The 21946-nt window shown below is 67.5% G+C and carries 21 protein-coding genes; 6 read left to right on the forward strand and 15 right to left on the reverse strand.

What is annotated here, in order from left to right; all coding sequences use genetic code 11:
• Positions 1-6: 6 nt before the first annotated feature.
• The 8 genes from M3C25_RS09290 to M3C25_RS09325 are packed head-to-tail and all read right to left on the reverse strand — an operon-like array spanning position 7 to position 6652.
• Positions 7-342, reverse strand: coding sequence for a metal-sulfur cluster assembly factor (locus M3C25_RS09290; protein ID WP_102160193.1), 336 nt, complete (start codon positions 340-342; stop codon positions 7-9).
• Positions 343-372: 30 nt separating this feature from the next.
• Positions 373-849 carry a Fe-S cluster assembly sulfur transfer protein SufU gene (gene sufU, locus M3C25_RS09295; protein WP_259856061.1) on the reverse strand — a complete coding sequence of 159 codons (477 nt, stop codon included), beginning with the start codon at positions 847-849 and terminating at the stop codon, positions 373-375.
• Positions 850-865: 16 nt separating this feature from the next.
• The gene (locus M3C25_RS09300; RefSeq protein ID WP_259856063.1) at positions 866-2137 is read right to left on the reverse strand and encodes a SufS family cysteine desulfurase; all 1272 of its coding nucleotides are present in this window, start codon (positions 2135-2137) and stop codon (positions 866-868) included.
• A gap of 17 nt (positions 2138-2154) precedes the next feature.
• Positions 2155-2913: a Fe-S cluster assembly ATPase SufC gene (gene sufC, locus M3C25_RS09305; RefSeq protein ID WP_102160200.1), complete on the reverse strand. Its 759-nt coding sequence runs from the start codon at positions 2911-2913 to the stop codon at positions 2155-2157.
• Positions 2914-2949: 36 nt separating this feature from the next.
• Positions 2950-3276: a non-heme iron oxygenase ferredoxin subunit gene (locus tag M3C25_RS09310; RefSeq protein ID WP_170274134.1), complete on the reverse strand. Its 327-nt coding sequence runs from the start codon at positions 3274-3276 to the stop codon at positions 2950-2952.
• Positions 3273-4424, reverse strand: coding sequence for a Fe-S cluster assembly protein SufD (gene sufD, locus M3C25_RS09315; protein ID WP_259856064.1), 1152 nt, complete (start codon positions 4422-4424; stop codon positions 3273-3275). The genes M3C25_RS09310 and sufD overlap by 4 nt, the downstream gene beginning before the upstream one ends.
• A gap of 54 nt (positions 4425-4478) precedes the next feature.
• On the reverse strand, positions 4479-5915 hold the full coding sequence (gene sufB, locus M3C25_RS09320; RefSeq protein WP_102160206.1) for a Fe-S cluster assembly protein SufB: 1437 nt from the start codon (positions 5913-5915) through the stop codon (positions 4479-4481).
• Entirely contained in the window at positions 5912-6652 is a 741-nt protein-coding gene (locus tag M3C25_RS09325; RefSeq protein WP_102160720.1) for a helix-turn-helix transcriptional regulator, read from the reverse strand. Before M3C25_RS09325 ends, sufB begins: the two co-directional genes overlap by 4 nt.
• Positions 6653-6784: 132 nt before the next feature.
• Between M3C25_RS09325 and M3C25_RS09330 the strand changes: the two genes are divergently transcribed.
• Genes M3C25_RS09330 through M3C25_RS09340 form a run of 3 tightly spaced genes read left to right on the forward strand, consistent with a single transcriptional unit; the run spans position 6785 to position 9546 of the window.
• Positions 6785-7726 (forward strand): ABC transporter ATP-binding protein, encoded by a 942-nt coding sequence (locus tag M3C25_RS09330; protein WP_257994987.1) that lies wholly within the window; start codon positions 6785-6787, stop codon positions 7724-7726.
• Positions 7723-8523, forward strand: a complete 801-nt coding sequence (locus M3C25_RS09335; protein WP_243743527.1) for an ABC transporter permease — start codon at positions 7723-7725, stop codon at positions 8521-8523. The genes M3C25_RS09330 and M3C25_RS09335 overlap by 4 nt, the downstream gene beginning before the upstream one ends.
• A 12-nt stretch (positions 8524-8535) precedes the next feature.
• The gene (locus tag M3C25_RS09340) at positions 8536-9546 is read left to right on the forward strand and encodes a COX15/CtaA family protein (RefSeq protein WP_259856066.1); all 1011 of its coding nucleotides are present in this window, start codon (positions 8536-8538) and stop codon (positions 9544-9546) included.
• Here the strand turns inward: M3C25_RS09340 and M3C25_RS09345 are convergent.
• Both M3C25_RS09345 and M3C25_RS09350 read right to left on the reverse strand, forming a co-directional pair.
• Entirely contained in the window at positions 9518-11134 is a 1617-nt protein-coding gene (locus tag M3C25_RS09345; RefSeq protein ID WP_259856068.1) for a CYTH and CHAD domain-containing protein, read from the reverse strand. The genes M3C25_RS09340 and M3C25_RS09345 overlap by 29 nt on opposite strands.
• 130 nt (positions 11135-11264) lie before the next feature.
• Positions 11265-12197, reverse strand: a complete 933-nt coding sequence (locus M3C25_RS09350) for a heme o synthase (RefSeq protein ID WP_259798859.1) — start codon at positions 12195-12197, stop codon at positions 11265-11267.
• Between the two features lie 342 nt (positions 12198-12539).
• Here M3C25_RS09350 and tkt point away from each other — a divergent pair, with 342 nt between their 5' ends.
• From tkt to M3C25_RS09365, 3 genes are read left to right on the forward strand one after another with little or no spacing between them, the layout of a single operon-like run.
• The gene (gene tkt, locus M3C25_RS09355) at positions 12540-14618 is read left to right on the forward strand and encodes a transketolase (protein ID WP_259856070.1); all 2079 of its coding nucleotides are present in this window, start codon (positions 12540-12542) and stop codon (positions 14616-14618) included.
• Positions 14618-15727, forward strand: a complete 1110-nt coding sequence (gene tal / locus M3C25_RS09360) for a transaldolase (protein ID WP_165882898.1) — start codon at positions 14618-14620, stop codon at positions 15725-15727. Before tkt ends, tal begins: the two co-directional genes overlap by 1 nt.
• Positions 15724-17343, forward strand: a complete 1620-nt coding sequence (locus M3C25_RS09365; RefSeq protein ID WP_259856072.1) for a phosphoglucose isomerase-related protein — start codon at positions 15724-15726, stop codon at positions 17341-17343. The genes tal and M3C25_RS09365 overlap by 4 nt, the downstream gene beginning before the upstream one ends.
• A 95-nt stretch (positions 17344-17438) precedes the next feature.
• Here M3C25_RS09365 and secG read toward each other — a convergent pair whose 3' ends face one another.
• The 5 genes from secG to whiA all read right to left on the reverse strand — a co-directional run bounded on the left by secG (position 17439) and on the right by whiA (position 21930).
• Positions 17439-17687: a preprotein translocase subunit SecG gene (gene secG / locus M3C25_RS09370; protein WP_243743525.1), complete on the reverse strand. Its 249-nt coding sequence runs from the start codon at positions 17685-17687 to the stop codon at positions 17439-17441.
• Between the two features lie 47 nt (positions 17688-17734).
• The gene (gene tpiA / locus M3C25_RS09375; protein ID WP_102160220.1) at positions 17735-18523 is read right to left on the reverse strand and encodes a triose-phosphate isomerase; all 789 of its coding nucleotides are present in this window, start codon (positions 18521-18523) and stop codon (positions 17735-17737) included.
• A gap of 11 nt (positions 18524-18534) precedes the next feature.
• Positions 18535-19758 (reverse strand): phosphoglycerate kinase, encoded by a 1224-nt coding sequence (locus M3C25_RS09380; protein ID WP_170274141.1) that lies wholly within the window; start codon positions 19756-19758, stop codon positions 18535-18537.
• Positions 19759-19833: 75 nt separating this feature from the next.
• On the reverse strand, positions 19834-20838 hold the full coding sequence (gene gap / locus M3C25_RS09385) for a type I glyceraldehyde-3-phosphate dehydrogenase (RefSeq protein ID WP_259856074.1): 1005 nt from the start codon (positions 20836-20838) through the stop codon (positions 19834-19836).
• A gap of 108 nt (positions 20839-20946) precedes the next feature.
• The gene (whiA, locus tag M3C25_RS09390; protein WP_165882893.1) at positions 20947-21930 is read right to left on the reverse strand and encodes a DNA-binding protein WhiA; all 984 of its coding nucleotides are present in this window, start codon (positions 21928-21930) and stop codon (positions 20947-20949) included.
• Positions 21931-21946 lie beyond the last annotated feature (16 nt).

Here is a 21946-nt window from a genome sequence, read left to right on the forward strand (position 1 = left end):
GCGGGCTCAGATGTTGAAGCCGAGGGCGCGCATCTGCTCCTTGCCGTCCTCGGTGATGCGCTCGGGGCCCCATGGCGGCATCCACACCCAGTTGATGCGGTAGGCCGGCACGATGCCCTCGAGCTGCTGGGCGCACTGGTCCTCGATGACGTCGGTCAGCGGGCAGGCCGCCGAGGTCAGGGTCATCTCGACGACGGCAGTGCCGTCGTCCTCAACGGACGCGCCGTAGACGAGTCCCAGGTCGACGATGTTGACGCCGAGCTCCGGGTCGACGACGTCCATGAGCGCGTCGATGACCTCTTCGGGTGTGGCGTTGGTCGGTTGGTCGATCACTTCAGGCATAGTGTCCTCCTCGTACTGTCAGCATACGGGTCAGCGGCCCTCGGCGGCCGCCTGCGCCTGCACGAAGGCATCTTTGAATGCCATCCAGGCCAGCAGCGCGCACTTGATGCGCGCAGGAAACTTCGAGACTCCCTCGAACGCGGCAGCATCGCCGAGGAGATCCTCGTCGGCGTGCCCGCGCCCACGGGAGTGCATGAGCTCGTGGAAGCTGGCTTCCACCTCGGCAAACCGGTCCGGTGCCAGCTCGTCGAGCATCTCGGCCAGCACTGAGGCCGAGGCCATCGAGATCGAGCAGCCGGCGCCGTCCCAGCGCATGTGCAGGCTCTCGGCGGCAGGGTCGTAGAGCGCCTCGACGGTGATCTCGTCTCCGCAGGTCGGGTTGACCTGGTGGGAGGAGCCGAACAGTGCGTCGCCGTTCTCGGGTGCGCCGGCCAGCGGCAGATTGCCGCAGCGGCGCTTGGCGTGGTCGAGAATGACCTCTTGGTACAGCTGCTGCAGATCGCTCATGGTGTCCTCGCTTCTCTCATGCCAGTCCGAAGAAGGGCCGCACCTCTGCCAGCGCTGCCAGGAAGGCATCGCAGTCGGCCTCCGTGGTGAAGACCGAGGCGCTGGCCCGGGTAGTGGCGGTCAGGCCGTAGCGGCGGTGCAGCGGCTGGGCGCAGTGGTGGCCGACGCGCACGGCGATGCCGCGGCTGTCGAGCACCTGGCCGACGTCGTGGGCGTGCACGCCGTCGACGTCGAAGGACACCGCAGCGATGCTCGCCTCGTCAGCTGGCGGGCCGATCCGCCGGATTCCCGGGATCTGGGCAATGCCGTCGATAAGCCGGGCGGCGATCTGCGCCTCGTGGGCGGCGAGCTCTTCCATGCCGTAGTAGCCGAGGAAGTCGACTGCGGCATGCAGGCCGACGATCTCGGCGATCGGCTGGGTGCCGGCTTCGAACCGCTGCGGGGCGGGCATGAACGCAGCCGATTCCATGTCGACGGTCGTGATCATCGAGCCGCCGGTGATGACCGGCGGGAGAGCGTTGAGCAGCTCAGAGCGGCCGTAGAGTGCGCCGATGCCGGTGGGTCCCAGCATCTTGTGACCGGAGAAGGCTGCGAAGTCGACGTCGAGGTCGTGCAGGTTGACCGGCAGGTGCGGCACCGACTGGCAGGCATCGAGCACCGTGTAGGCGCCGACGGCGCGGGCGCGCTCGACGAGCCGCTCGACGGGATTGATGGTGCCGAGCACGTTCGAGACGTGGGTGAAGGCCAGCACCTTCGTCGTCTCATCGACGATGCTGTCGAGCTCAGTGAGGTCGAGCTGGCCGTCGTCGGTCAGCGGCAGCCAGCGCAGCTGGGCGCCGGTGAGCGCTGCGGTCTGCTGCCACGGGATGAGGTTGGCGTGGTGCTCCATCTCGGTCACGACGATCGAGTCGCCGGGACCGAGCCGGAAGCGCTGCGCTTCTGCTCCCCCGAGCCCTGCAGAGGCATGCGCCATGCCGAGGGCGACGACGTTGAGCGCCTCCGTGGCGTTCTTCGTCCAGCACACCTCGTCGGCGGCGGCCCCGACGAAAGCCGCCACCGCCTCGCGCCCGGCCTCGAACGCATCAGTGGCTTCGACGGCCAGCTGATGCGCACCCCGGTGCACCGCGGCGTTGCGCCGCTGGTAGAACTCATCGATCGCATCGATGACCTGGCGCGGCTTCTGCGCGGTGGCACCGGAGTCGAGATACACCAGCCGCTGCCCGCCGACTTCCCGATCGAGGATCGGGAAGTCGTTGCGGATGCGGTCGATGTCAGCAGGGCGGAGCATTGAGGTGAGCGTGGTGATCAGGCGTCCTGCAGGGCGAGGCGGTCGTAGCCCTCGTTCTCGAGGCGCTCGGCCAGCTCCGGTCCGCCGGACTCAGCCACGCGGCCGTTGTAGAGCACGTGCACGCGATCCGGGGTGATGTACTGCAGGATGCGGGTGTAGTGGGTGATGAGCATGATGCCGACATCGGTCTTCTCCTTGGCGCGGTTGACGCCTTCGGAGACGATGCGCAGGGCGTCGACGTCGAGGCCGGAGTCGGTCTCGTCGAGGATCGCGAAGCGCGGCTTGAGCATCTCCATCTGGAGGATCTCGTGGCGCTTCTTCTCACCACCGGAGAAGCCCTCGTTGACGTTGCGGGCGGCGAACGCCGGGTCGACGCGCAGGTCCTTCATCGCGCCGGAGAGCTCCTTGGTCCAGGTGCGCAGCTTCGGGGCCTCGCCGTCGATGGCGGTCTTGGCCGAGCGCAGGAAGTTCGTCACGGTCACGCCGGGAACCTCGACGGGGTACTGCATGGCCAGGAACAGGCCGGCGCGGGCGCGCTCGTCCGGGGACATCTCGGTGATGTCCTCTCCGTCGAGGGTGACGGTGCCGGAGGTGATCTCGTACTTCGGGTGGCCGGCCAGGGCGTAGGCCAGGGTCGACTTGCCCGAGCCGTTGGGGCCCATGATCGCGTGGGTCTCGTTGGAGTTGAGCTCCAGGTCGACGCCCTTGAGGATCTCCTTGGGGCCGGATTCGGTCTGGACGCTGACGTGCAGGTCGCGGATGGAAAGAGTTGCCATGGTTTCAGTCCTTTGGTGTTGTTCGTTCGGTGAGGATCAGTTGGCCGCTGCCGGGGTGAGGTCGACGTAGACGACGCCGTCGCGCTCTTCGCACGGATACACGGCGACCGGTTCGGAGGCCGGCGGGGTCAGCGGCTGTCCGGTGGTCAGTGAGAAGGCGGAGCCGTGCAGCCAGCACTCGATCGAGCAGTCCATGATCTCCCCTTCGGCGAGTGAGACCTCGCCGTGGGTGCACAGGTCGTCGATCGCGTGGACGGTGCCGTCCTCGGTGCGGGCGATGCAGATCTCGCGTTCGTCGATGACGACGCGCAGCGCTTCGCCGGCCGGGACAGCACTGGCCTTGCACGCTTCGTGCAGACTCACATCATGCTCCGCGACAGCTCGTCCTCGATCTGCTCGGTGAGGACTTCCTCGATCTCGGGCACGCGGATCTGCTGGATGACCTCGTTGAAGAAGCCACGCACCACCAGGCGTCGGGCGACGGTCTCCGGGATGCCGCGGCTCATGAGGTAGAACAGGTGCTCCTCATCGAAGCGACCAGTCGACGATGCGTGGCCGGCGCCTTCGATGTCACCGGTCTCGATCTCCAGGTTCGGCACCGAATCGGCTCGTGCGCCCTCGGTGAGGATGAGGTTGCGGTTGAGCTCGTAGGTGTCGATGCCCAGGGCCTCGGGACGGATGAGCACATCGCCGATCCACACGCTGTGTGCGTCGATGCCCTGCAGCGCGCCCTTGTACAGCACGTTGGAGGTCGCCTTCGGCGTGTTGTGGTCGATGTAGGTGCGGTGCTCCAGGTGCTGGCCGGCGTCGGCGAAGTACAGGCCGAGCAGCTCGGCCTCGCCGCCGGGGCCGTCGTAGCGGACGTTGGAGTTCAGGCGCACGATGGCTCCGCCAAGCGAGATGGCGATGTGCTTGAACTGAGCGTCCTTGCCGACGAGCGCGTCGTGCTGGCCGAGGTGGACCGATCCGTCCTCCCACAGCTGGATGGAAGCGAAGGTGACCTCTGCACCCTCACCGATGAGCAGCGAGACGAGCTCGGAGTAGCGGGCCTTGCCCTCGTGTTCGACGACGATGGTGGCCTTGGCGTTGGCGCCGACGGTGACGACGACGTGGCCGTGGACGGTCTGGCCGTCCACGCCGTCAGCGTGGATGATGACCGGTTTGTCGAGCTCGGCGCCGGCGGGCACATCGTAGTGAAGCACGCCGGGTGCCTGGTTCGCGGCGATCGCAGCCGGGCGATCCTCAGGCTCGAGCACGCCCATCGTGCGGGCGGCCTCCAGGTCGATGACCTCCTGGGTGACCCCTGCCGGCAGATCCTGGCTGAGGTTGAGCGACTGGCCGGTGCCGGCGTCGTCGAGGAGGTCGGTGAGCTTGCGCACCGGGGTGAAGCGCCATTCCTCTTCCCGTCCGGTGATCTGCGGGAAGTCGGCGACTGAGAAGCTGCGGGTCCGTTCACTGCGGGATTTCACCGGAACCTGGACCTCGCTCGGGTTCTCAAGAGTCTGTGTCATTGAGTGTTCTCTCCTGTGTGAGACGTGGGTGCCTGGATGGGTGCGGTGGCTCGATCAGCCGACCGCGCCCTCCATCTGCAGCTCGATGAGGCGGTTGAGCTCGAGGGCGTACTCCATCGGCAGCTCACGGGCGATCGGCTCGACGAAGCCGCGCACGATCATCGCCATCGCCTCGGTCTCGTCGAGGCCGCGGCTCATGAGGTAGAACAGCTGATCCTCGCTGACCTTGGAGACGGTGGCCTCGTGGCCGAGGGAGACATCGTCTTCGCGGATGTCGATGTAGGGGTAGGTGTCCGAGCGTGAGATGTTGTCGACGAGCAGGGCGTCGCACAGCACGGTGTTCGATGAGCCCTTGGCCTTCGGGTGGACGTGCACGAGGCCGCGGTAGCCGGCGCGGCCGCCGTTGCGGGCCACGGACTTCGACACGATCGACGAGTGGGTGTTCGGTGCGGCGTGGACCATCTTGGCACCGGTGTCCTGGTGCTGGCCGCCGCCGGCGAACGCCACCGACAGGGTCTCACCGCGGGCGTGCTGGCCGGTCAGCCAGATCGCCGGGTACTTCATGGTGACCTTCGAGCCGATGTTGCCGTCGACCCATTCCATCGTCGCGCCCTCTTCGGCGATCGCACGCTTGGTGACGAGGTTGTACACGTTGTTCGACCAGTTCTGGATGGTCGTGTAGCGCACGCGGGCGTCCTTCTTCGCGATGATCTCGACGACAGCCGAGTGCAGCGAGTCGGACTTGTAGATCGGTGCGGTGCAGCCCTCGACGTAGTGCACGTAGGAGCCTTCGTCGGCGATGATGAGGGTGCGCTCGAACTGACCCATGTTCTCGGTGTTGATCCGGAAGTAGGCCTGCAGCGGGATCTCGACGTGGACGCCCTTGGGCACGTAGATGAACGACCCGCCGGACCACACTGCGGTGTTGAGGGCGGAGAACTTGTTGTCACCGGCCGGGATGACCGAGCCGAAGTACTCTTCGAAGATCTCCGGGTGCTCGCGCAGGCCGGTGTCGGTGTCGAGGAAGATGACGCCCTGGCGCTCCAGCTCCTCGTTGATCTTGTGGTAGACGACCTCGGACTCGTACTGGGCGGCCACGCCTGCCACCAGGCGCTGCTTCTCAGCCTCGGGGATGCCGAGGCGGTCGTAGGTGTTCTTGATGTCCTCGGGCAGGTCCTCCCAGGACTGCACCTGGCCCTCGGTGGAGCGGACGAAGTACTTGATGTCGTCGAAGTTGATGTCGGTGAGGTCAGCACCCCAGTGCGGCATCGGCTTCTTGTCGAACAGGCGCAGGGCCTTGAGGCGGCGGTTGAGCATCCACTCCGGCTCCTCCTTCAGAGCCGAGATCCGGCGGACGACCTCTTCGCTCAGGCCGCGTTCGGCGGTGGCGCCGGCATCGTTCTCATCGTGCCAGCCGTAGGCGTAGTTGCCGATGTCGTGAAGCTCAGGATTGGCCTCAAGAATCGGATTGGTCTCGGTGGTGTCAGTCACCTTGAGCCTCCTTGTGTGCGATCGTTCTGGTCGATCAACGGGCGGTTGACGACAGAGGTGGGAATGTGGGTCGTGCAGACGTGGCCGCCACCGGCCAGTGTCGACAGGCGGCGGACATCGACCCCGAGGTAGTCGGAGAACATCTCGAGTTCCTGTTCGCAGAACTCGGGGTAGGCCTCGGCGACGTTCTGGATCGGGCAGTGTCCCTGGCACAGCTGCATCGCCTCCAGCGGGGTGCCGACGGCCACCGGGGTGGCCGAGGCGGCGAATCCCTCGGCGGAGAGCGCTTGGGCCAGTTCGCGGGAGCGGCTGGGAATCGTCTCGGCGTTCTGCGACAGCCTCGAGCGCAGACGCGCCCGCAGCCCTTCGACGTATTCGGCGGCGTACTCGGCGACTGCCTCACGGCCGTCCTTGCGGGCGAGGAAGTCGAGCACGTCGACGGCGAGGTCGTCGTAGCTGTGGCTGATCTCAGCGTGGCCTTCGGCGGTCACCACGTACTGGCGTGCCGGCCGGCCACGGCCGATCTTCGTCCCGGCCAGGTCGCGGACCTCGACGAGGCCCTCATCAGCCAGGGCGTCGAGGTGCCGGCGGATCGCAGCGGCGGTGAGATCCATGGACTTCGCCACCGCTGAGGCGCTGACGGGCCCCTGGTCGAGGACAGCGGCCAGCACCCGGTGCCGGGTTTTGACGTCTTCGTGTGTGCGCGACTTGCGCTGTGGAGCATGCTGGGCAGCCATGAGTTTCACCCCGCTTTCCGCCGACGATACCAGTGACTCTGCTTTAGACAACAGTATTGTGTTCTAAATTGTTCCATGTAAACAAAGGGCACCCTAAAGTGTCGGCATGCGGGCACGGCTACGATGGTACGCGTGTCTGACACCCCTGCATCGCCTGCGCCGCTCACCATCGACGGCCTGGCCTTCTCCTACCGCACCGGCCAGCGCGCCGTCGACGAGGTCTCCCTGCGTGCCGATGCCGGGACCGTCCACGCGATCCTCGGACCCAACGGCGCGGGGAAGTCGACGACCATCGCCTGTGCCGTCGGACTGCACCGGCCGAGTGCCGGCACGGTGCGCATCTTCGGCCGCGATCCCGTCGCCGAACACACCTTCACCGCAGGGCTGACCGGCGTCATGCTCCAAGACGGCGGCCTGCCGATGGCCGCCCGCCCGCTGGCGGTGCTCACGCACCTCTCACGCCTGTACGCCTCCCCTCTCGACGTCACAGAGCTTGCCGAGCGGCTGGGCATCACCTCGTTTTCCGACCGGTCGATCCGGCGCCTATCCGGAGGGCAGCGCCAGCGCGTCGGGCTGGCCGCAGCCCTCATCGGCCGGCCGCGCCTGCTGTTCCTCGACGAGCCGACCGCCGGCCTCGACCCGCAGGCCGCGCTCGTCGTCCACGAAGTCATCGACGAGCAGCGCCGAGCCGGTGCCTGCGTCGTCCTCACCACTCACGACATGGACGACGCCCAGCAGCTGGCCGATGAGATCACCATCATCGACCACGGCCGCGTCATCGCCGCCGGCACACCGCGTCAGCTCATGAACGGCGGCGGCAACCGGATGCTGCGCATCGTCACCGAGACTCCCCTGCCTGCTGAGGTGCGCTGCGGACTCGCAGCCCACGGCACCGTCGACCAGGCTCCCGGGGATACAGCGACCACGCTGCTGCGCGGGGACATCACACCTGCCGACCTCGCTGCGATCACCAGGCTGCTGGCAGACCACGATGTCGCCTGCGAGGAGTTCGCCGTCACCGGCCGCACCCTCAACGACGTCTTCCTCGACCTGACCGGAAGGAGCCTGCGGTGACCGATCCGACACCCCAGACCACCACCTCGGGCCCGGTGACGACCGCCTCGGGCCCGGCACCGGCCAGCGCGCGGGTCCGGGCGCAGGCCGTTTTCGAGATCCGCACGTTCCTGCAGAACGGTGAACAGCTGCTCGTCTCGATCATCCTGCCAGCGATCATCTTCTTCGGCCTGGCGACCACCTCGATCCTCGAGGCGCTCGGCGTCGACCTGGGCGGCCGCCGGCCTGTCGACGTCGCCACCGCCGGGGTGCTGAGCCTGGCGATCGGCTCAAGTGCGTTCACCGGGCAGGCGATCGCCACCGCCTTCGACCGCCGCTATGGGGTGCTGCGGCAGCTGGCGACCACTCCCCTGGGAGTGCGCGGGCTCATCGCCGGGAAGTTCATCGCCACCTGCTGCGTCGTCGTCATCCAGTTCGCCCTCATCGCCGTGCTCGCACTCGTGCTCGGAGCCAGCGGTGGGGTGCACATCCTCGGTGTTGTGCTCACCGCGTTCCTCGGCACGGCGATGTTCCTCGTGTGGGGACTCGTCATGGCCGGAACCATCCGCGCGGAGGCGACTCTGGCGCTGGCGAACCTGCTGTGGGTGCTCATGGCCTCACTCGGCGGGCTGCTGCTCACTCACCCCGGCACCTGGGGTGCGATCGTGTCCTGGCTGCCCTCCGGGGCCCTGGGCGATGCGATGCGCACGGCCGTGCTCACCAGCGGTATCGACGTCACCGCGCTGGCGGTGATGGCCGCCTGGACACTCGTGGGTATTGTCACAGGGGTCCGGTTCTTCTCCTTCGATGCCAAATGAGATAATCGGCACATGACCGCCACGACCTCACAGCCGGCGGCAGAGCGCACCAGCTTCGCCTCCCGGTTCATGCCCCGCCAGCCCAACCGATTCATCCGCGCCGTTGCGTGGATCATGCTGCTGGCCCAGTCCGGGATCATCATGACCGGCGGCACGGTCAGGCTCACCGGCTCCGGGCTCGGCTGCCCGACGTGGCCGCGCTGCACCGAGGACTCGCTGACGAACACCCCGGAGATGGGCATCCACGGTTACATCGAGTTCGGCAACCGGGTGCTGGCGATCTTCCTCGGCCTGTACTGCATCTTCACCCTCATCGCGGTGTGGCGGATGCGCCGAACCCGCCCGGAGATCTTCTGGTCGGTCATCGCTCTTGCCCTCATCGTCGTCTCGCAGGCGGTCGTCGGCGGCATCAGCGTGCGCATGCAGCTCAATCCGTGGATCGTCGCCAGCCACTTCGTGCCCTCGGCGATCGCCGTGGCGATCTCAGCGTTCCTGCTCAGGCGCACCGGTGATGCCGGCCGGCCGGCGACACCGCTGGGCACACCCGGTCTGCGGATGATCGGCTGGGCGATCGGCGGGCTCACCGCCCTCGTCGTCATCCTCGGCGTGCTCGTCACCGGTGCCGGCCCGCATGCCGGCGATGCGCTCAGCGCCCGCAACGGCTTCGACACCGTCATCATCTCCCGCCTCCACGCGATCCCGGTCTGGATCCTCGTGGCGGCCACGATCGCAGCCGTGCTCATGGCCCGTCGCCAGGGCCTGACCTTCCCGGCCAAGGCCTTCACGGTGCTGCTCGTCATCGAACTCGCCCAGGGCGTCATCGGCTACATCCAGTACTTCACCGGCCTGCCCGAGCTGCTCGTCGCAGCCCACCTGCTCGGCGTGTGCTTCATGGTCGCCGCCACAACAGTCGCCGTCGACTCCCTCTACCGCCGCCCAGCACTCCGCGACGCCGAGCCTGCGGCACCGGCTGCCGAGAACCGGGACGCAGCGCTCACAGCTTCGTCTCGAATGCCCTCTTGAGCACCCGGTCGGCGTCCTTGAGCGATGCCTCGGTGTGGTGCAGCTGAGTGCCGAACAGCACCCCATAGGTGAATGACGGATGCCCGTCCTCCTCGGCCCGGCTCCCCAGCTGCTGGATCCATTCGCGGGCGACGGCGGCGTCGTTGAGCTCACCGTAGTGCTCGGTGACCGCCTCCCACGCCTCGGCTGCCTCGGCGGCAGGTGTGCCGAGTGCCAGTGACAGCGCCTCGCAGACGTAGCGGACGACCTTGGCCTTCTTGCGCACTTCGTGCCGGTGGACGAGCTGCTCCGCGCCCGAGGTGGAGCGCACCTTGCGCTGCTGTCGGCGCACCTTGGCGATCGCCTCGTCGAGCATCGGCCGATAGGCCTTGCCGGTCGGTGCGGTCGCGTCCCAGCCGGGGTTGAACGGCGGGTCCTCCAGCCAGTGCTGGAGGGAGGCGAGCAGCTTGCGGTAGCGCGCTGTCGACAGGGTGCGCTTGACGTTGGAGACCGATTTGCGGTGATGGGCGGTGAGCATCTGCGTCATGTGCTCGGCCACCCCGTCGGTGATCGCCTCGGCAGGCAGGTCGTCGAGAAGGCGCGGGAGCCGTTCGAGCTGCACTTCGGCATCGCGGGCGTAGCCGAGCCGGGTGGCGAACCATTTGAGCTCCTCGCGCAGCCGGGTGACGGAGTTGGCGTCGAAGAGCGGGGCGAAGGTCTTGAGGATGCTGCGCAGCCGACGGGAGGCCACCCGGGCCTTGTGCACGGCATCCGGGGCGTCGACGGCGACGTCCTGCTCGCGGTGCTGCAGCACGCCGATGTGCTCGGCCATCGCGGCGAGCACCGTCTCGACCAGCGGTGACTTGCGGGTCAGCGTCCGCTTGGCTGCCAGCTGGGGCGCTGTGCCGAGCGCGCGGGTGAGCTTTGAGGGGGCCTCAGCCGGTTCGATGCCGGCTGCGGTGAAGACCTCGGCGATCCCGTCGAGCAGCGCCTGCCCGGTGCCGGCCTCGGCGAGCTCGACTTCGAGTTCGCGCCACTCAGACCGGGCTGCGGCCACGCCCGGGCGGGCGAAGCGCACAGCGGTGACGTGATCGTCGCTGAGCTCAGCCACCGCCGGGTCGCCGGCGCGTTCGGCCAGCAGCGTCGTCGTGCGGGCGGTGCTGAGCAGGGCGACGGGGATGAGCGGCACCTGCCCGACTTCCTCACGGACCACGGCGAGCAGTTCGGCAGGCACGCGAAGCTCATCGCCGTCGGACAGATCGACGTGCATCTCCGTGCGGGCGCTGCCGGCCGGCAGCTTGAGATGCCAACCGGCGTCCGTGCCGCCGGTGCGCCTGCGCAGGGTGAGCTTCGCGCGCGAGAGCTGGAAATCCGGGGAATCGAAGTACACGGCATCGAGCTGCATCGAATCCCCGCCGACCTCATGTGCCAGGCCTGAAAGGTCGGGAATCGGCTGCTCGGGAGCCGGGGCGAATTTCAGCTCCTCTTCGGTGGCGACGCTGACCCGTTCGGACTCTGCAGCGGCAACCACCGCCTCGGCGGCGGGGCCAGCGGCGGCGTCAGACTCGGCGACATCGGCATCGGCAGGGGAACCAGCGTGCTCGCTCACAGACTCTCCAGTGCTCGTTGCGCCGCAGCGTCGGGGTTCGGTGCGGCCGGTGCTTGAAGTATATCGGCCCCCGGACACGACTCAGGCCCGGCATCGGAGCCGGGCCTGAGATGAGAGCTGGAGTGGTGCGTCAGCCGAAGAACGGGTTGAAGAACGGGTCGACGGCGACGGCGAGGAACAGCACCGACAGGTAGGTGATCGAGCCGTGGAAGACCTTCATGGCGCGCAGCTGGGTGCCGGAGAAGCCCTTCTTCGCTCGCTTGACGAGGGCGTAGCACTGGTACATGAACCAGGCGCCTGCCAGTACAGCGGTGGCGATGTAGATCGGGCCCATCGGGGCGACCGGGATGAGCGCGAGGCTGGCGGCGACCATTGCCCAGCCGTACCAGATGATCTGCCGGCCCACGCTCGTCGGCGGGACCTTCGACGGCAGCATCGGCACGCCGGCGGCGTCGTAGTCGGCCTTGTACTTGATGGCCAGCGGCCAGTAGTGCGGCGGCGTCCAGAAGAACACGACGAGGAACAGGATGAACGGCTCCCAGCTGACCGAACCGGTGACAGCCGACCAGCCGATGAGCACCGGCATGCAGCCGGCGGCGCCGCCCCAGACGATGTTCTGGGTGGTGTGGCGCTTGAGCATGATCGTGTAGAAGACGACGTAGAGCAGGATCGCGGTGGCGGTCAGGCCGGCGGCGACCCAGTTCGTGAAGCCGCCCATCCAGAAGATCGAGCCGATGCCGAGCGCGAACGCGAAGACGAGCGCCTCGCGGGCGGAGACCTCACCGGTGACGAGCGGGCGGTTCTCGGTCCGGTGCATCTTCGCATCGATGTCGCGGTCGAGATAGCAGTTGAAGACGTTCGCCGAGGCGGCGGCAGCAGAACCGCCGATGAGGGTGGTGAGCACGAGCCACAGGCTCGGCAGGCCCTGGGCGGCGAGGAACATCACCGGGGCGGTGGTGACGAGCAGCAACTCGATGATGCGCGGCTTCGTCAGCGCGACGAAGGCCATGAACCGACTGCGGGGCTTCGACCCACGCGTCGTCTCATCGGCGATCCGCTGCAGCGGCTTCTCCTCAGAGAGGGCGGCACGGTTCTGGTCGGCAGTCACGTCGCTCAAGTCACTTCCTCATTCGAACAGGGGCGAGGCTGTTCAGCTGCGCTTTGGGCGGCTGTCAGCCAACGGACATTATTCTACTCGTCGTCGAGTTAAATTCCACTTCCGCCTGCTGCCGCCGTGTCCGCCTGCTGCCAGACTTCGTGCGTGGTCAGCCGGTGTACGCGCGCGCCGTGTGTGAGGTATCTGTCAGCCGGTGCCGAAAGGGGGCCTGCGCGGTTCCGCACAGCTCATCTCGGCGGGTAGAGTCGGTGGTGGATTACCGTTGATGAGAAGGATTGATTCACTCACATGAGCTCCCTCCCCTGGTCCGCTGCGGACCGCACTGCAGTTCACACTGCCCGCCTGCTCGCTGCCGACGCCGTGCAGAAGGCCGGCAACGGTCATCCCGGCACGGCGATGAGCCTGGCTCCGGTCGCCTACTACCTCTATCAGCATGCGATGGTCCACGACCCGGCGGACCCGCAGTGGATCGGCCGTGACCGCTTCGTCCTCTCTGCCGGTCACTCCAGCCTCACCCAGTACGTCCAGCTCTACCTCAGCGGCTACGGCCTCGAACTCGACGATCTCAAGGCGCTGCGCCAGTGGGGCTCCCTGACCCCCGGCCACCCGGAGGTCGGCCACACCGACGGTGTGGAGATCACCACCGGCCCGCTCGGCTCGGGACTGGCCTCCGCAGTCGGCATGGCGATGGCCGCGCGCCGCGAACGCGGCCTCTTCGATCCTGACACTGCTGCCGGTGAGTCGGTCTTCGACCACCGCGTCTTCGTCATCGCCGGTGACGGCGACCTGCAGGAGGGCGTGTCCTCAGAGGCCTCCTCCCTGGCCGGCACCCAGAACCTCGGCAACCTCATCGTCATCTGGGACGACAACCGCATCTCGATCGAGGACGACACCTCGATCGCCTTCACCGAGGACGTCTCCGCCCGCTACGAGGCCTACGGCTGGCACGTCCAGCACGTCGACTTCCTGAACGACGGTGACTACACCGAGGACATCGACGCCCTTCACGCCGCTGTCGAGGCCGCCAAGGCCGATCCGCGCCCGTCGTTCATCCGCCTGTCGACGATCATCGCCTGGCCGAGCCCGACCGCTCAGGGCACCGGCGCCTCCCACGGCGCGGCCCTCGGCGCTGAGGAGATCGCAGCGACGAAGAAGATCCTCGGCTTCGACCCAGAGGCCGACTTCGCCGTCGACGACGATGTCCTCGCCCATGCCCGCCAGGTCCGCGACCGCGGAGCCGAAGCGCACGCCGATTGGTCGAAGCGCTTCGAGCAGTGGCGCAGCGAGCAGCCCGATCGCGCCACTCTGCTCGACCGGCTGGTCTCCGGTGAGCTGCCGGAGAACCTGGATGAGCTGTTCCCGGTCTTCGACGCCGATGCCAAGGGTGTGGCCACCCGTGCGGCCTCCGGCAAGGTGCTCAACGCGATCGCCGAGGCGCTGCCGGAGCTGTGGGGCGGTTCGGCTGACCTCGCCGGCTCGAACAACACACTCATCAAGGACGCCGCCTCCTTCCTGCCGCCGGAGCGCAGCTCGGAGATGTTCTCAGGTGAGCTCTACGGACGTAACCTGCACTTCGGCATCCGCGAGTTCGCCGCGGGCCTCATCTGCAACGGCATCGCCCTGCACGGCCCGACCCGCCCGTACAACGGCACCTTCCTCGTCTTCTCCGACTACCAGCGCCCGGCCGTCCGCCTGGCCGCACTGCAGCAGGTGCCCAACATCTTCGTGTGGACCCACGACTCGATCGGCCTAGGCGAGGACGGCCCGACCCACCAGCCGGTCGAGCACCTGTCCTCGCTGCGCGCGATCCCCGGCCTCGACGTCGTGCGTCCCGCCGATGCCAACGAGACCACCGAGGCGTGGAAGCAGATCCTCAAACGCGCTGACGGGCCCTCCGGCCTCGTCCTCACCCGCCAGGCCGTCCCGGTACTCGACCGCACCGACCTGGCCCCCGCCTCGGAGACGGCCAAGGGCGGCTACATCCTCAAGGACTGCACCGGCACCCCGGATGTCATCCTGCTCGCCTCCGGCTCGGAAGTCGAGATCGCCCTGGCTGCCGCCGAGACGCTGACCGAGCAGGGCCGCGCCGTGCGCGTCGTCTCGATGCCGTGCTTCGAATGGTTCGCCGCCCAGGACGAGACCTACCGCAACTCGGTGCTGCCGGCAGAGGTCCACGCGCGGGTCAGCGTCGAGGCCGGTACCGCCCAGAGCTGGCACCAGTTCCTCGGCACCTACGGCCGGGCTGTCTCGCTGGAGCACTTCGGCGCCTCGGCTGACTACAAGCGCCTGTACGAGGAGTTTGGCATCACCGCCGAAGCCGTCGTCGCAGCAGCAGAAGACAGCATCTCAGCAGTGGAAGGACGATGATGACGGATCGACTCGCCCAGCTCAGCCGCGCCGGGGTCTCGGTGTGGCTCGACGACCTGTCCCGCGGCCGGATCACCTCCGGGTCGCTCGGCTCGCTCATCGTCGACAGGAGCGTCGTCGGTGTGACGACGAACCCGACGATCTTCGCCGCCGCGCTGGCCGACGGCGAGGCCTACGATGCGCAGGTCCGCGAGCTTGCTGCCTCCGGTGCCAGTGTCGACGAGGCCATCGATGCGCTCACCTGTCACGACGTTGCGCAGGCCGCCGACATCCTCGCACCGATCTACCGGGCCTCCGGCGGCGTCGACGGACGGGTGTCGATCGAGGTGCCTCCCCATCTCGCGCACGACACCGAGGGGACCGTCGAGTGTGCGCGCAAGCTGTGGGAGATGATCGACCGGCCGAACATCCTCATCAAGATCCCCGCCACCGAGGAGGGCATGCTCGCCATCGCCCGCACCCTCGGTGAGGGCATCAGCGTCAACGTCACCCTCATCTTCGCTCTCGACCGCTACCGGAAGGTCGTCGAGGCGTTCATCAGCGGTCTCGAACGCGCCCGCGAGGCCGGCCGCGACATCTCCCGCATCCACTCGGTCGCCTCGATCTTCGTCTCCCGCGTCGATTCGGAGATCGACAAGCGCCTCGATGCCATCGGCTCGGAGAAGGCGCTGAGCCTCAAGGGCAAGGCCGGCATCGCGAACTGCCGCCTGGCCTACGAGATCTGCACGCAGCTGTTCGACAGTGAGCGCTGGGACGTCCTCGAGGCTGCCGGTGCGCACCGCCAGCGGCCGCTGTGGGCGTCGACGGGCACCAAGGATCCTGCCTACCCTGACACGCTCTATGTCAGCGAGCTCGTCACCGAGGGTGTGGTCAACACGATGCCGGAGAAGACCCTGGAGGCCTTCGCCGACCATGGTGAGCTGCACGGCGACACGGTCGTCGATCGGCACACCGAGGCCGATGAGCTCTTCGACACGCTGGCGATCATGGGCATCGACTACGCCGAGGTGATGGACGTCCTTGAGCGAGAGGGCCTGGAGAAGTTCGACGCCAGCTGGGCAGAACTCGTCGAGACCGTCACCCAGCAGCTTGAAGGAGCACAGTCATGACACTGTCATTCGGCTATCCCTCCCCCGCCGAATTCGAGGACGAGGTCCGCGATCTCGTCACCGCCCGCGCCGCCTCGCGCATCGCCTCCGGTGATGCCACGCTGTGGGGCGACGCCGCCGAGGCGGAGGCCTCCAAGCGGCTGGGCTGGGTGGGCCTGCCGGAATCGTCAGTCGAGCTGCTCGACGAGATCGAGAAGCTGCGCGCCGAGCTCGCCGCCGAGGGCATCGACCATGTCACCCTCTGCGGCATGGGCGGCTCATCGCTGGCCCCTGAGGTCATCTGCGCCACCGCGGGTGTGTTCCTCGAAGTCGTCGACACCACCGATCCCGGCCAGATCGCCGAAGCCATCGGCACGGACCTGCAGCGCAGTGTTGTCGTCGTGGCATCGAAGTCAGGCTCGACGATCGAGACCGAGGCGCAGCGCCGTGCCTTCGCCGAGGCGTTCGAGGCCGCCGGCATTCCAGCCGCCTCCCGCATGGTCGTCGTCACCGATCCCGGATCGCCGCTGGCGCAGCTGGCCGAGCAGGAAGGCTACCGCAAGGTCTTCTACGCTGATCCGCGCGTCGGCGGCCGGTTCTCCGCTCTCAGTGCCTTCGGCCTCGTGCCGGCCGGCCTGGCCGGCGCCGACATCGCCGGACTGCTCGCTGAGGCGCGCGAGATCGCTCCGCAGCTTGAACACGACTCACCGGACAACCCTGCCGTCCAGCTCGGCGCGTTCCTCGGTGTTGCCCACGCCCGGGAGACCGACAAGCTCGTCATCGCCCGCACCACCTCCTCGATCGTTGGTCTGGGCGCCTGGCTGGAGCAGCTGCTGGCCGAATCGACCGGCAAGGACGGCGAGGGCATCCTCCCGGTCGTCGTCGAAGGACCGGACGCACCCGGCTTCTCCGACGCGCGGGCTGATGCGATGCTGCTGTTCGTCGGTGAAGTCACCGGTGAGGCCACTCCCCCGTCGGGCTTCGCCTGTGCGGTCGACTATCCGCTGGGGGCGCAGTTCCTGCTGTGGGAGTACACCACCGCCATCACCGGCTACAGCATCGGCATCAATCCCTTCGACCAGCCCGATGTCGAGGCGGCGAAGGCCAGTGCACGCGTACTGCTGGAATCCGATTCGCCGATCGACAGCGAAGAGCCGCTGTTCACTGTCGGCTCCGTCGAGGTCTACGGCTCACCGCACCTGCTCGAGGGTGTCGACACGCTCGAAGAGGCGCTGCGCGCCCTGGCGGCCGCAGCTGACGAATACGGATACCTGGCAGTCCAGGCCTTCCTCGACCGGATCAGCGACCGGCGTGCCGAGCTCATCCGGCAGGCGGCCGCGCTGCGCACCGGACTGCAGACGACTTTCGGCTACGGGCCGCGCTATCTGCACTCGACGGGCCAGTACCACAAGGGCGGACGCCCCAACGGTGTGTTCCTGCAGATCACCGGCAGCCCACGGGCTGATGTGCTGATTCCGGGCGAATCGTACAGCTTCGGTCAGCTGCAGGCCGCGCAGGCCGCCGGTGACGCCGATGTGCTCACCGATCGCGGCCGGCCGGTGCTGCGTCTGCATCTGCGCGATCGTGCGCAGGGCATCGCTGACATCCTCGCTGCGTTCGGCTTCGAGGACGTGTGAGCCAAGCGCGCTGAGATGGCCGTCTGCTGACGGATGCGAAAACGGTGTGGGGCCGCGGATATCCGCCGGCCCCACACCGTTTGTCTGTCTTGTCCTCAGCCCTGGAAGCGGACCATGAGTCCGAGCAGCACGATCGAGGACACCCACACGATGGCCACGAGCGTGGTGAAGCGGTTGAGGTTGCGCTCAGCGACACCTGACGATCCGAGGTTCGAGCTCATGCCGCCGCCGAACATGTCCGACATGCCGCCGCCCTTGCCCTTGTGCAGGAGGATGAGCAGGGTGAGGAACACGCTGGTGAGCACAAGAATGCTCGTCAATGTCCAGGTGAGGATGGAGTCCACAGTTGTCTGCCTTTGCGTACGTTGAGGAAAAGATGCTGTCAGAGAGTCTACTGCGACGAAGCCGCGTGGCACAAAGAGGCGAAGCTCTCCGGGTCGAGGCTCGCTCCGCCGACGAGTGCGCCGTCGACATCGTCATGGGCGACGATCTCAGCGACGTTCTCCGTCTTGACACTGCCGCCGTAGAGCAGCCGGACAGTGCCGGCGAATCCGGCATCGTAGAGCTCTTCGAGCCGGGAGCGGATCGCCGAGCACATCTCGGCAGCGTCACCGGCGGTGGCCGTCTCCCCAGTGCCGATCGCCCACACAGGCTCGTAGGCGATGACGAGACCGGAGAGCTCATCTGCGCTCAGCCCGTCGAGAGCCTTCTCCACCTGGCCGAGGGTGAACTGAACGTGCTCGCCGGCCTGACGGGTCTCCAGAGACTCGCCGACGCACAGGATCGGGGTGAGCTCGTGCCGCAGCGCTGCGCGCAGCTTCGAGGCGACGACCTCATCGGTTTCGCTGTGGTAGGCCCGGCGCTCGCTGTGCCCGACGATGACGTACGTGCAGCGCAACCGGTTGAGGAACGCCCCGGACACCTCACCGGTGTAGGCGCCTTCATCGTGGGCTGAGAGATCCTGCCCGCCGTAGGCGATCGGCAGCTTGTCGCCCTGGATGAGGGTTTGCACCGACCGGATGTCGGTGAATGGCGGCAGCACCGCCACCTCGGCCTTCTCGATGTCGACGCGGTGGTCCTTGAGCGACCAGGCGAGCTTCTGCACCGTGGAGATCGCCTGCAGGTGGTCGAGGTTCATCTTCCAGTTCCCGGCCAGCAGCAGGGTGCGAGTCGTGCTCATCGTTCCTCTATTCAATCGGCGAGTACGTCAAGGCCGGGCAGCGTCTTGCCTTCGAGGTATTCGAGGCTGGCGCCGCCGCCGGTGGAGATGTGGCCGAACTGGTCGTCGGCGAATCCGAGGCTGCGCACTGCGGCTGCGGAGTCGCCACCGCCGACGACGGTGAGCCGGCCCTCAGCCTGTCCGCCGTGCTGGTCGGTCAGGGCTTCGGCGACTGCCCGGGTGCCGGCTGCGAAGGCAGGGAACTCGAAGACGCCCATCGGGCCGTTCCAGAACACGGTCTTGGCTGCCGCGATCCGCTCAGCGTAGGTCCGTGCGGTCTCCGGTCCGATGTCGAGGCCGATGCCGTCGGCTCCGGCCGGGGTGGATTCGAGGGCATCGCTGCTGACGGTCCAGTGCTCGGCATCGGCGGCGAAGGAGGAGGCCATGACGATGTCGGTGGGCAGCAGGATCTCGACGCCGCGCTCCTCGGCAGCGGCGAGGTAGCCCTTGACAGTGTCGAGCTGGTCTTCCTCAAGCAGGCTGGAGCCGATGGCGTGTCCCTGGGCCTTGAGGAAGGTGAAGAGCATTCCGCCGCCGATGATGAGGGTGTCGGCGCGCTCGAGCAGGCTGGCGATGACGCCGAGCTTGTCGGAGACCTTCGATCCGCCGAGCACGACGACGTAGGGGCGGGCCGGATCGTGCAGGAGCCGGTCGCACACCTCGACTTCGGCGGCGACGAGACCACCGGCCATGTGCGGCAGACGCTGGGCGATGTCGTAGACGCTGGCCTGCTTGCGGTGCACGACACCGAAGCCGTCGGAGACATAGACGTCGGCGAGAGCTGCGAGCTCATCGGCGAATGCGCCACGCTCGGCATCGTCCTTGGAGGTCTCGCCGGCGTTGAATCGGAGGTTCTCCAGCAGCAGGATCTGGCCGTCTTCCAGTGCGGCAGCCTTGGTCTTGGCGTCCTCACCGACGGTGTCGGAGGCGAACTGCACCTCGCGGCCGACGGCTTCGGACAGGGCGGCGACGACAGGCTTGAGCGAGTACTTCTCCTCAGGGGTGCCCTTCGGGCGGCCGAGGTGGGCCATGACGATGACCTTGGCGCCGGCTTCGGCGAGGCTGCGCAGCGTCGGTGCTGAGGCGACGATGCGGCCGGTGTCGGTGATCGTCGTGCCGTCCATCGGGACGTTGAGGTCGCTGCGGACGAGCACCCGCTTGCCGGCCAGCTCGGCCGGCTGCTCCAGTTTCTTCACTGTCGTACCTTTCCTATGACTGTGCCCCGCCCGGCGGTCGCTAAGCCGCCGGGCGAGGCGCGATGCTGGTGTGGTTCAGAGGGTCTTGCCGACGAACTCGACCATCTCGAACAGACGCTGGGAGTAGCCCCACTCGTTGTCGTACCAGGACACGACCTTGACCTGGTTGCCGACAACGCGGGTGAGCTCGGCGTCGAAGATCGAGGAGTACTCGCTCATGACGATGTCCGAGGACACGATCGGGTCTTCGGTGTAGCCGAGGATGCCCTTGAGGTCGCCTTCGGAGGCCTTCTTGACCGCGGCGTTGACCTCTTCCGCGGTCACCTGCTTCTTCGAGTTGAAGGTCAGGTCGACGAGCGAACCGGTGGGCACCGGCACGCGCACGGCGAATCCGTCGAGGCGGCCCTTGAGCTGCGGCAGCACCTCGGCGACGGCCTTGGCGGCGCCGGTGGTCGTCGGCACGATGTTGATCGCGGCCGCACGCGCCCGGCGCAGGTCCTTGTGGTTGGCGTCGACGAGGTTCTGGTCACCGGTGTAGGCGTGCACCGTCGTCATGAGGCCGGCCTCGATGCCGAAGGCGTCGTCGAGGACCATCGCCAGCGGTGCCAGGCAGTTCGTCGTGCACGAGGCGTTGGAGATGATGTGCTGGTTCTGCGGGTCGTAGGTGCTGTCGTTGACGCCCATGACGAACGAGCCGTCAATGCCCTTGCCGGGTGCCGAGAGGATGACCTTCTTGGCACCGGATTCGAGGTGGGCTGCGGCGGCTTCGCGGGTGCGGAACTTGCCGGTGGCCTCGACGACGACATCGACTCCGAGGTCTCCCCAGTTGATGTCGTGCGGGTCCTTCTCCGCCGAGGCGTGGATGCGGTCTCCGTCGACGGTGAGCGATTCGTCGTCGTATTCGACGGTGCCGGGGAACTTCCGCCACACGGAGTCGTAGCGCAGCATGTGGGCGAGGTGCTTGTTGTCGGTCAGATCGTTGACGGCAACGATCTCGACATCGGTGTCGACTTCGTATGCTTGGCGCAGGAACGAGCGGCCGATTCGGCCGAAGCCGTTGATGCCTACACGAATGGACATTCCGATTCCTCCTGGGGTTCGGCGAGTGTTCCGGTATTCATCCTAGTCACGCTTCATGCGCCTCTGCAGGCTCAGCGGGGCGTGGATGTGAAGTTCACATGAACTGTGTCAGGCATCCTCAAGCATGTCCGGCGTCAGGCTCGATTCGGTGTTGGGCACGCCGAGCTCATCAGCCTTCTTATCGGCGGTGGCGAGCAGTCGGCGGATCCGCCCGGCGATCGCGTCCTTGGTCATCGGCGGGTCGGCCTGCTGGCCGAGCTCCTCCAGCGACGCCTGCTTGTGCTTGAGCCGCAGCTCGCCGGCGTACTTGAGGTGCTCGGGAATCTCGTCGCCGAGGATCTGGAAGGCACGTTCGACGCGTGCGCCCGAGGCGACCGCCGCTCGGGCCGACCGGCGCAGGTTGGCGTCGTCGAAGTTCGCCAGCCGGTTGGCGGTGGCGCGCACTTCCCGGCGCATCCGCCGTTCCTCCCACACCAGGCGGGTGGCCTCGGCACCCATGTTCGTCAGCAGGTCGCCGATCGCCTCGCCATCGCGGATGACGACCCGGTCGACCCCGCGCACCTCGCGGGCCTTTGCGGAGATGCCGAGGCGGCGGGCCGAACCGACGAGCGCGAGTGCCGCCTCGGGTCCGGGGCAGGTGATCTCCAGGGCTGCCGAACGTCCTGGTTCGGTCAAGGATCCGTGGGCGAGGAACGCGCCGCGCCAGGCGGCCTGCGCGTCGGCCAGCGAGCCGTTGACGATCGCCGAGGGCAGTCCGCGCACCGGGCGCAGGCGCCCGTCGATGAGCCCTGTCTGGCGGGCCAGGGCGGCTCCGTCGTTGGCGACGCGGACGAGGTAGCGGCTGCCGCGCCGGATGCCGGAGGCGCCGATGACGACGACGTCGGCGGTGTGGCCGAAGAGCGACTTGATCTCTGCGCGCAGCCGACGGGCGACGATGTTGGTGTCGACCTCAGCTTCGATGACAATGGAGCCGGCGACGAGGTGCAGGGCGTTGGTGAAGCGCAGGATCGCCGACACCTCGGCCTTGCGGGCCGAGATGCGGGTGATGGCCACCCGCGCGAGCTCATCCTTGACCTGTGCTGTCAGTGCCATTGCGTCGAGTCCTTTC

Source organism: Brevibacterium luteolum, from assembly GCF_025147615.1.
GTDB lineage: Bacteria > Actinomycetota > Actinomycetes > Actinomycetales > Brevibacteriaceae > Brevibacterium > Brevibacterium luteolum.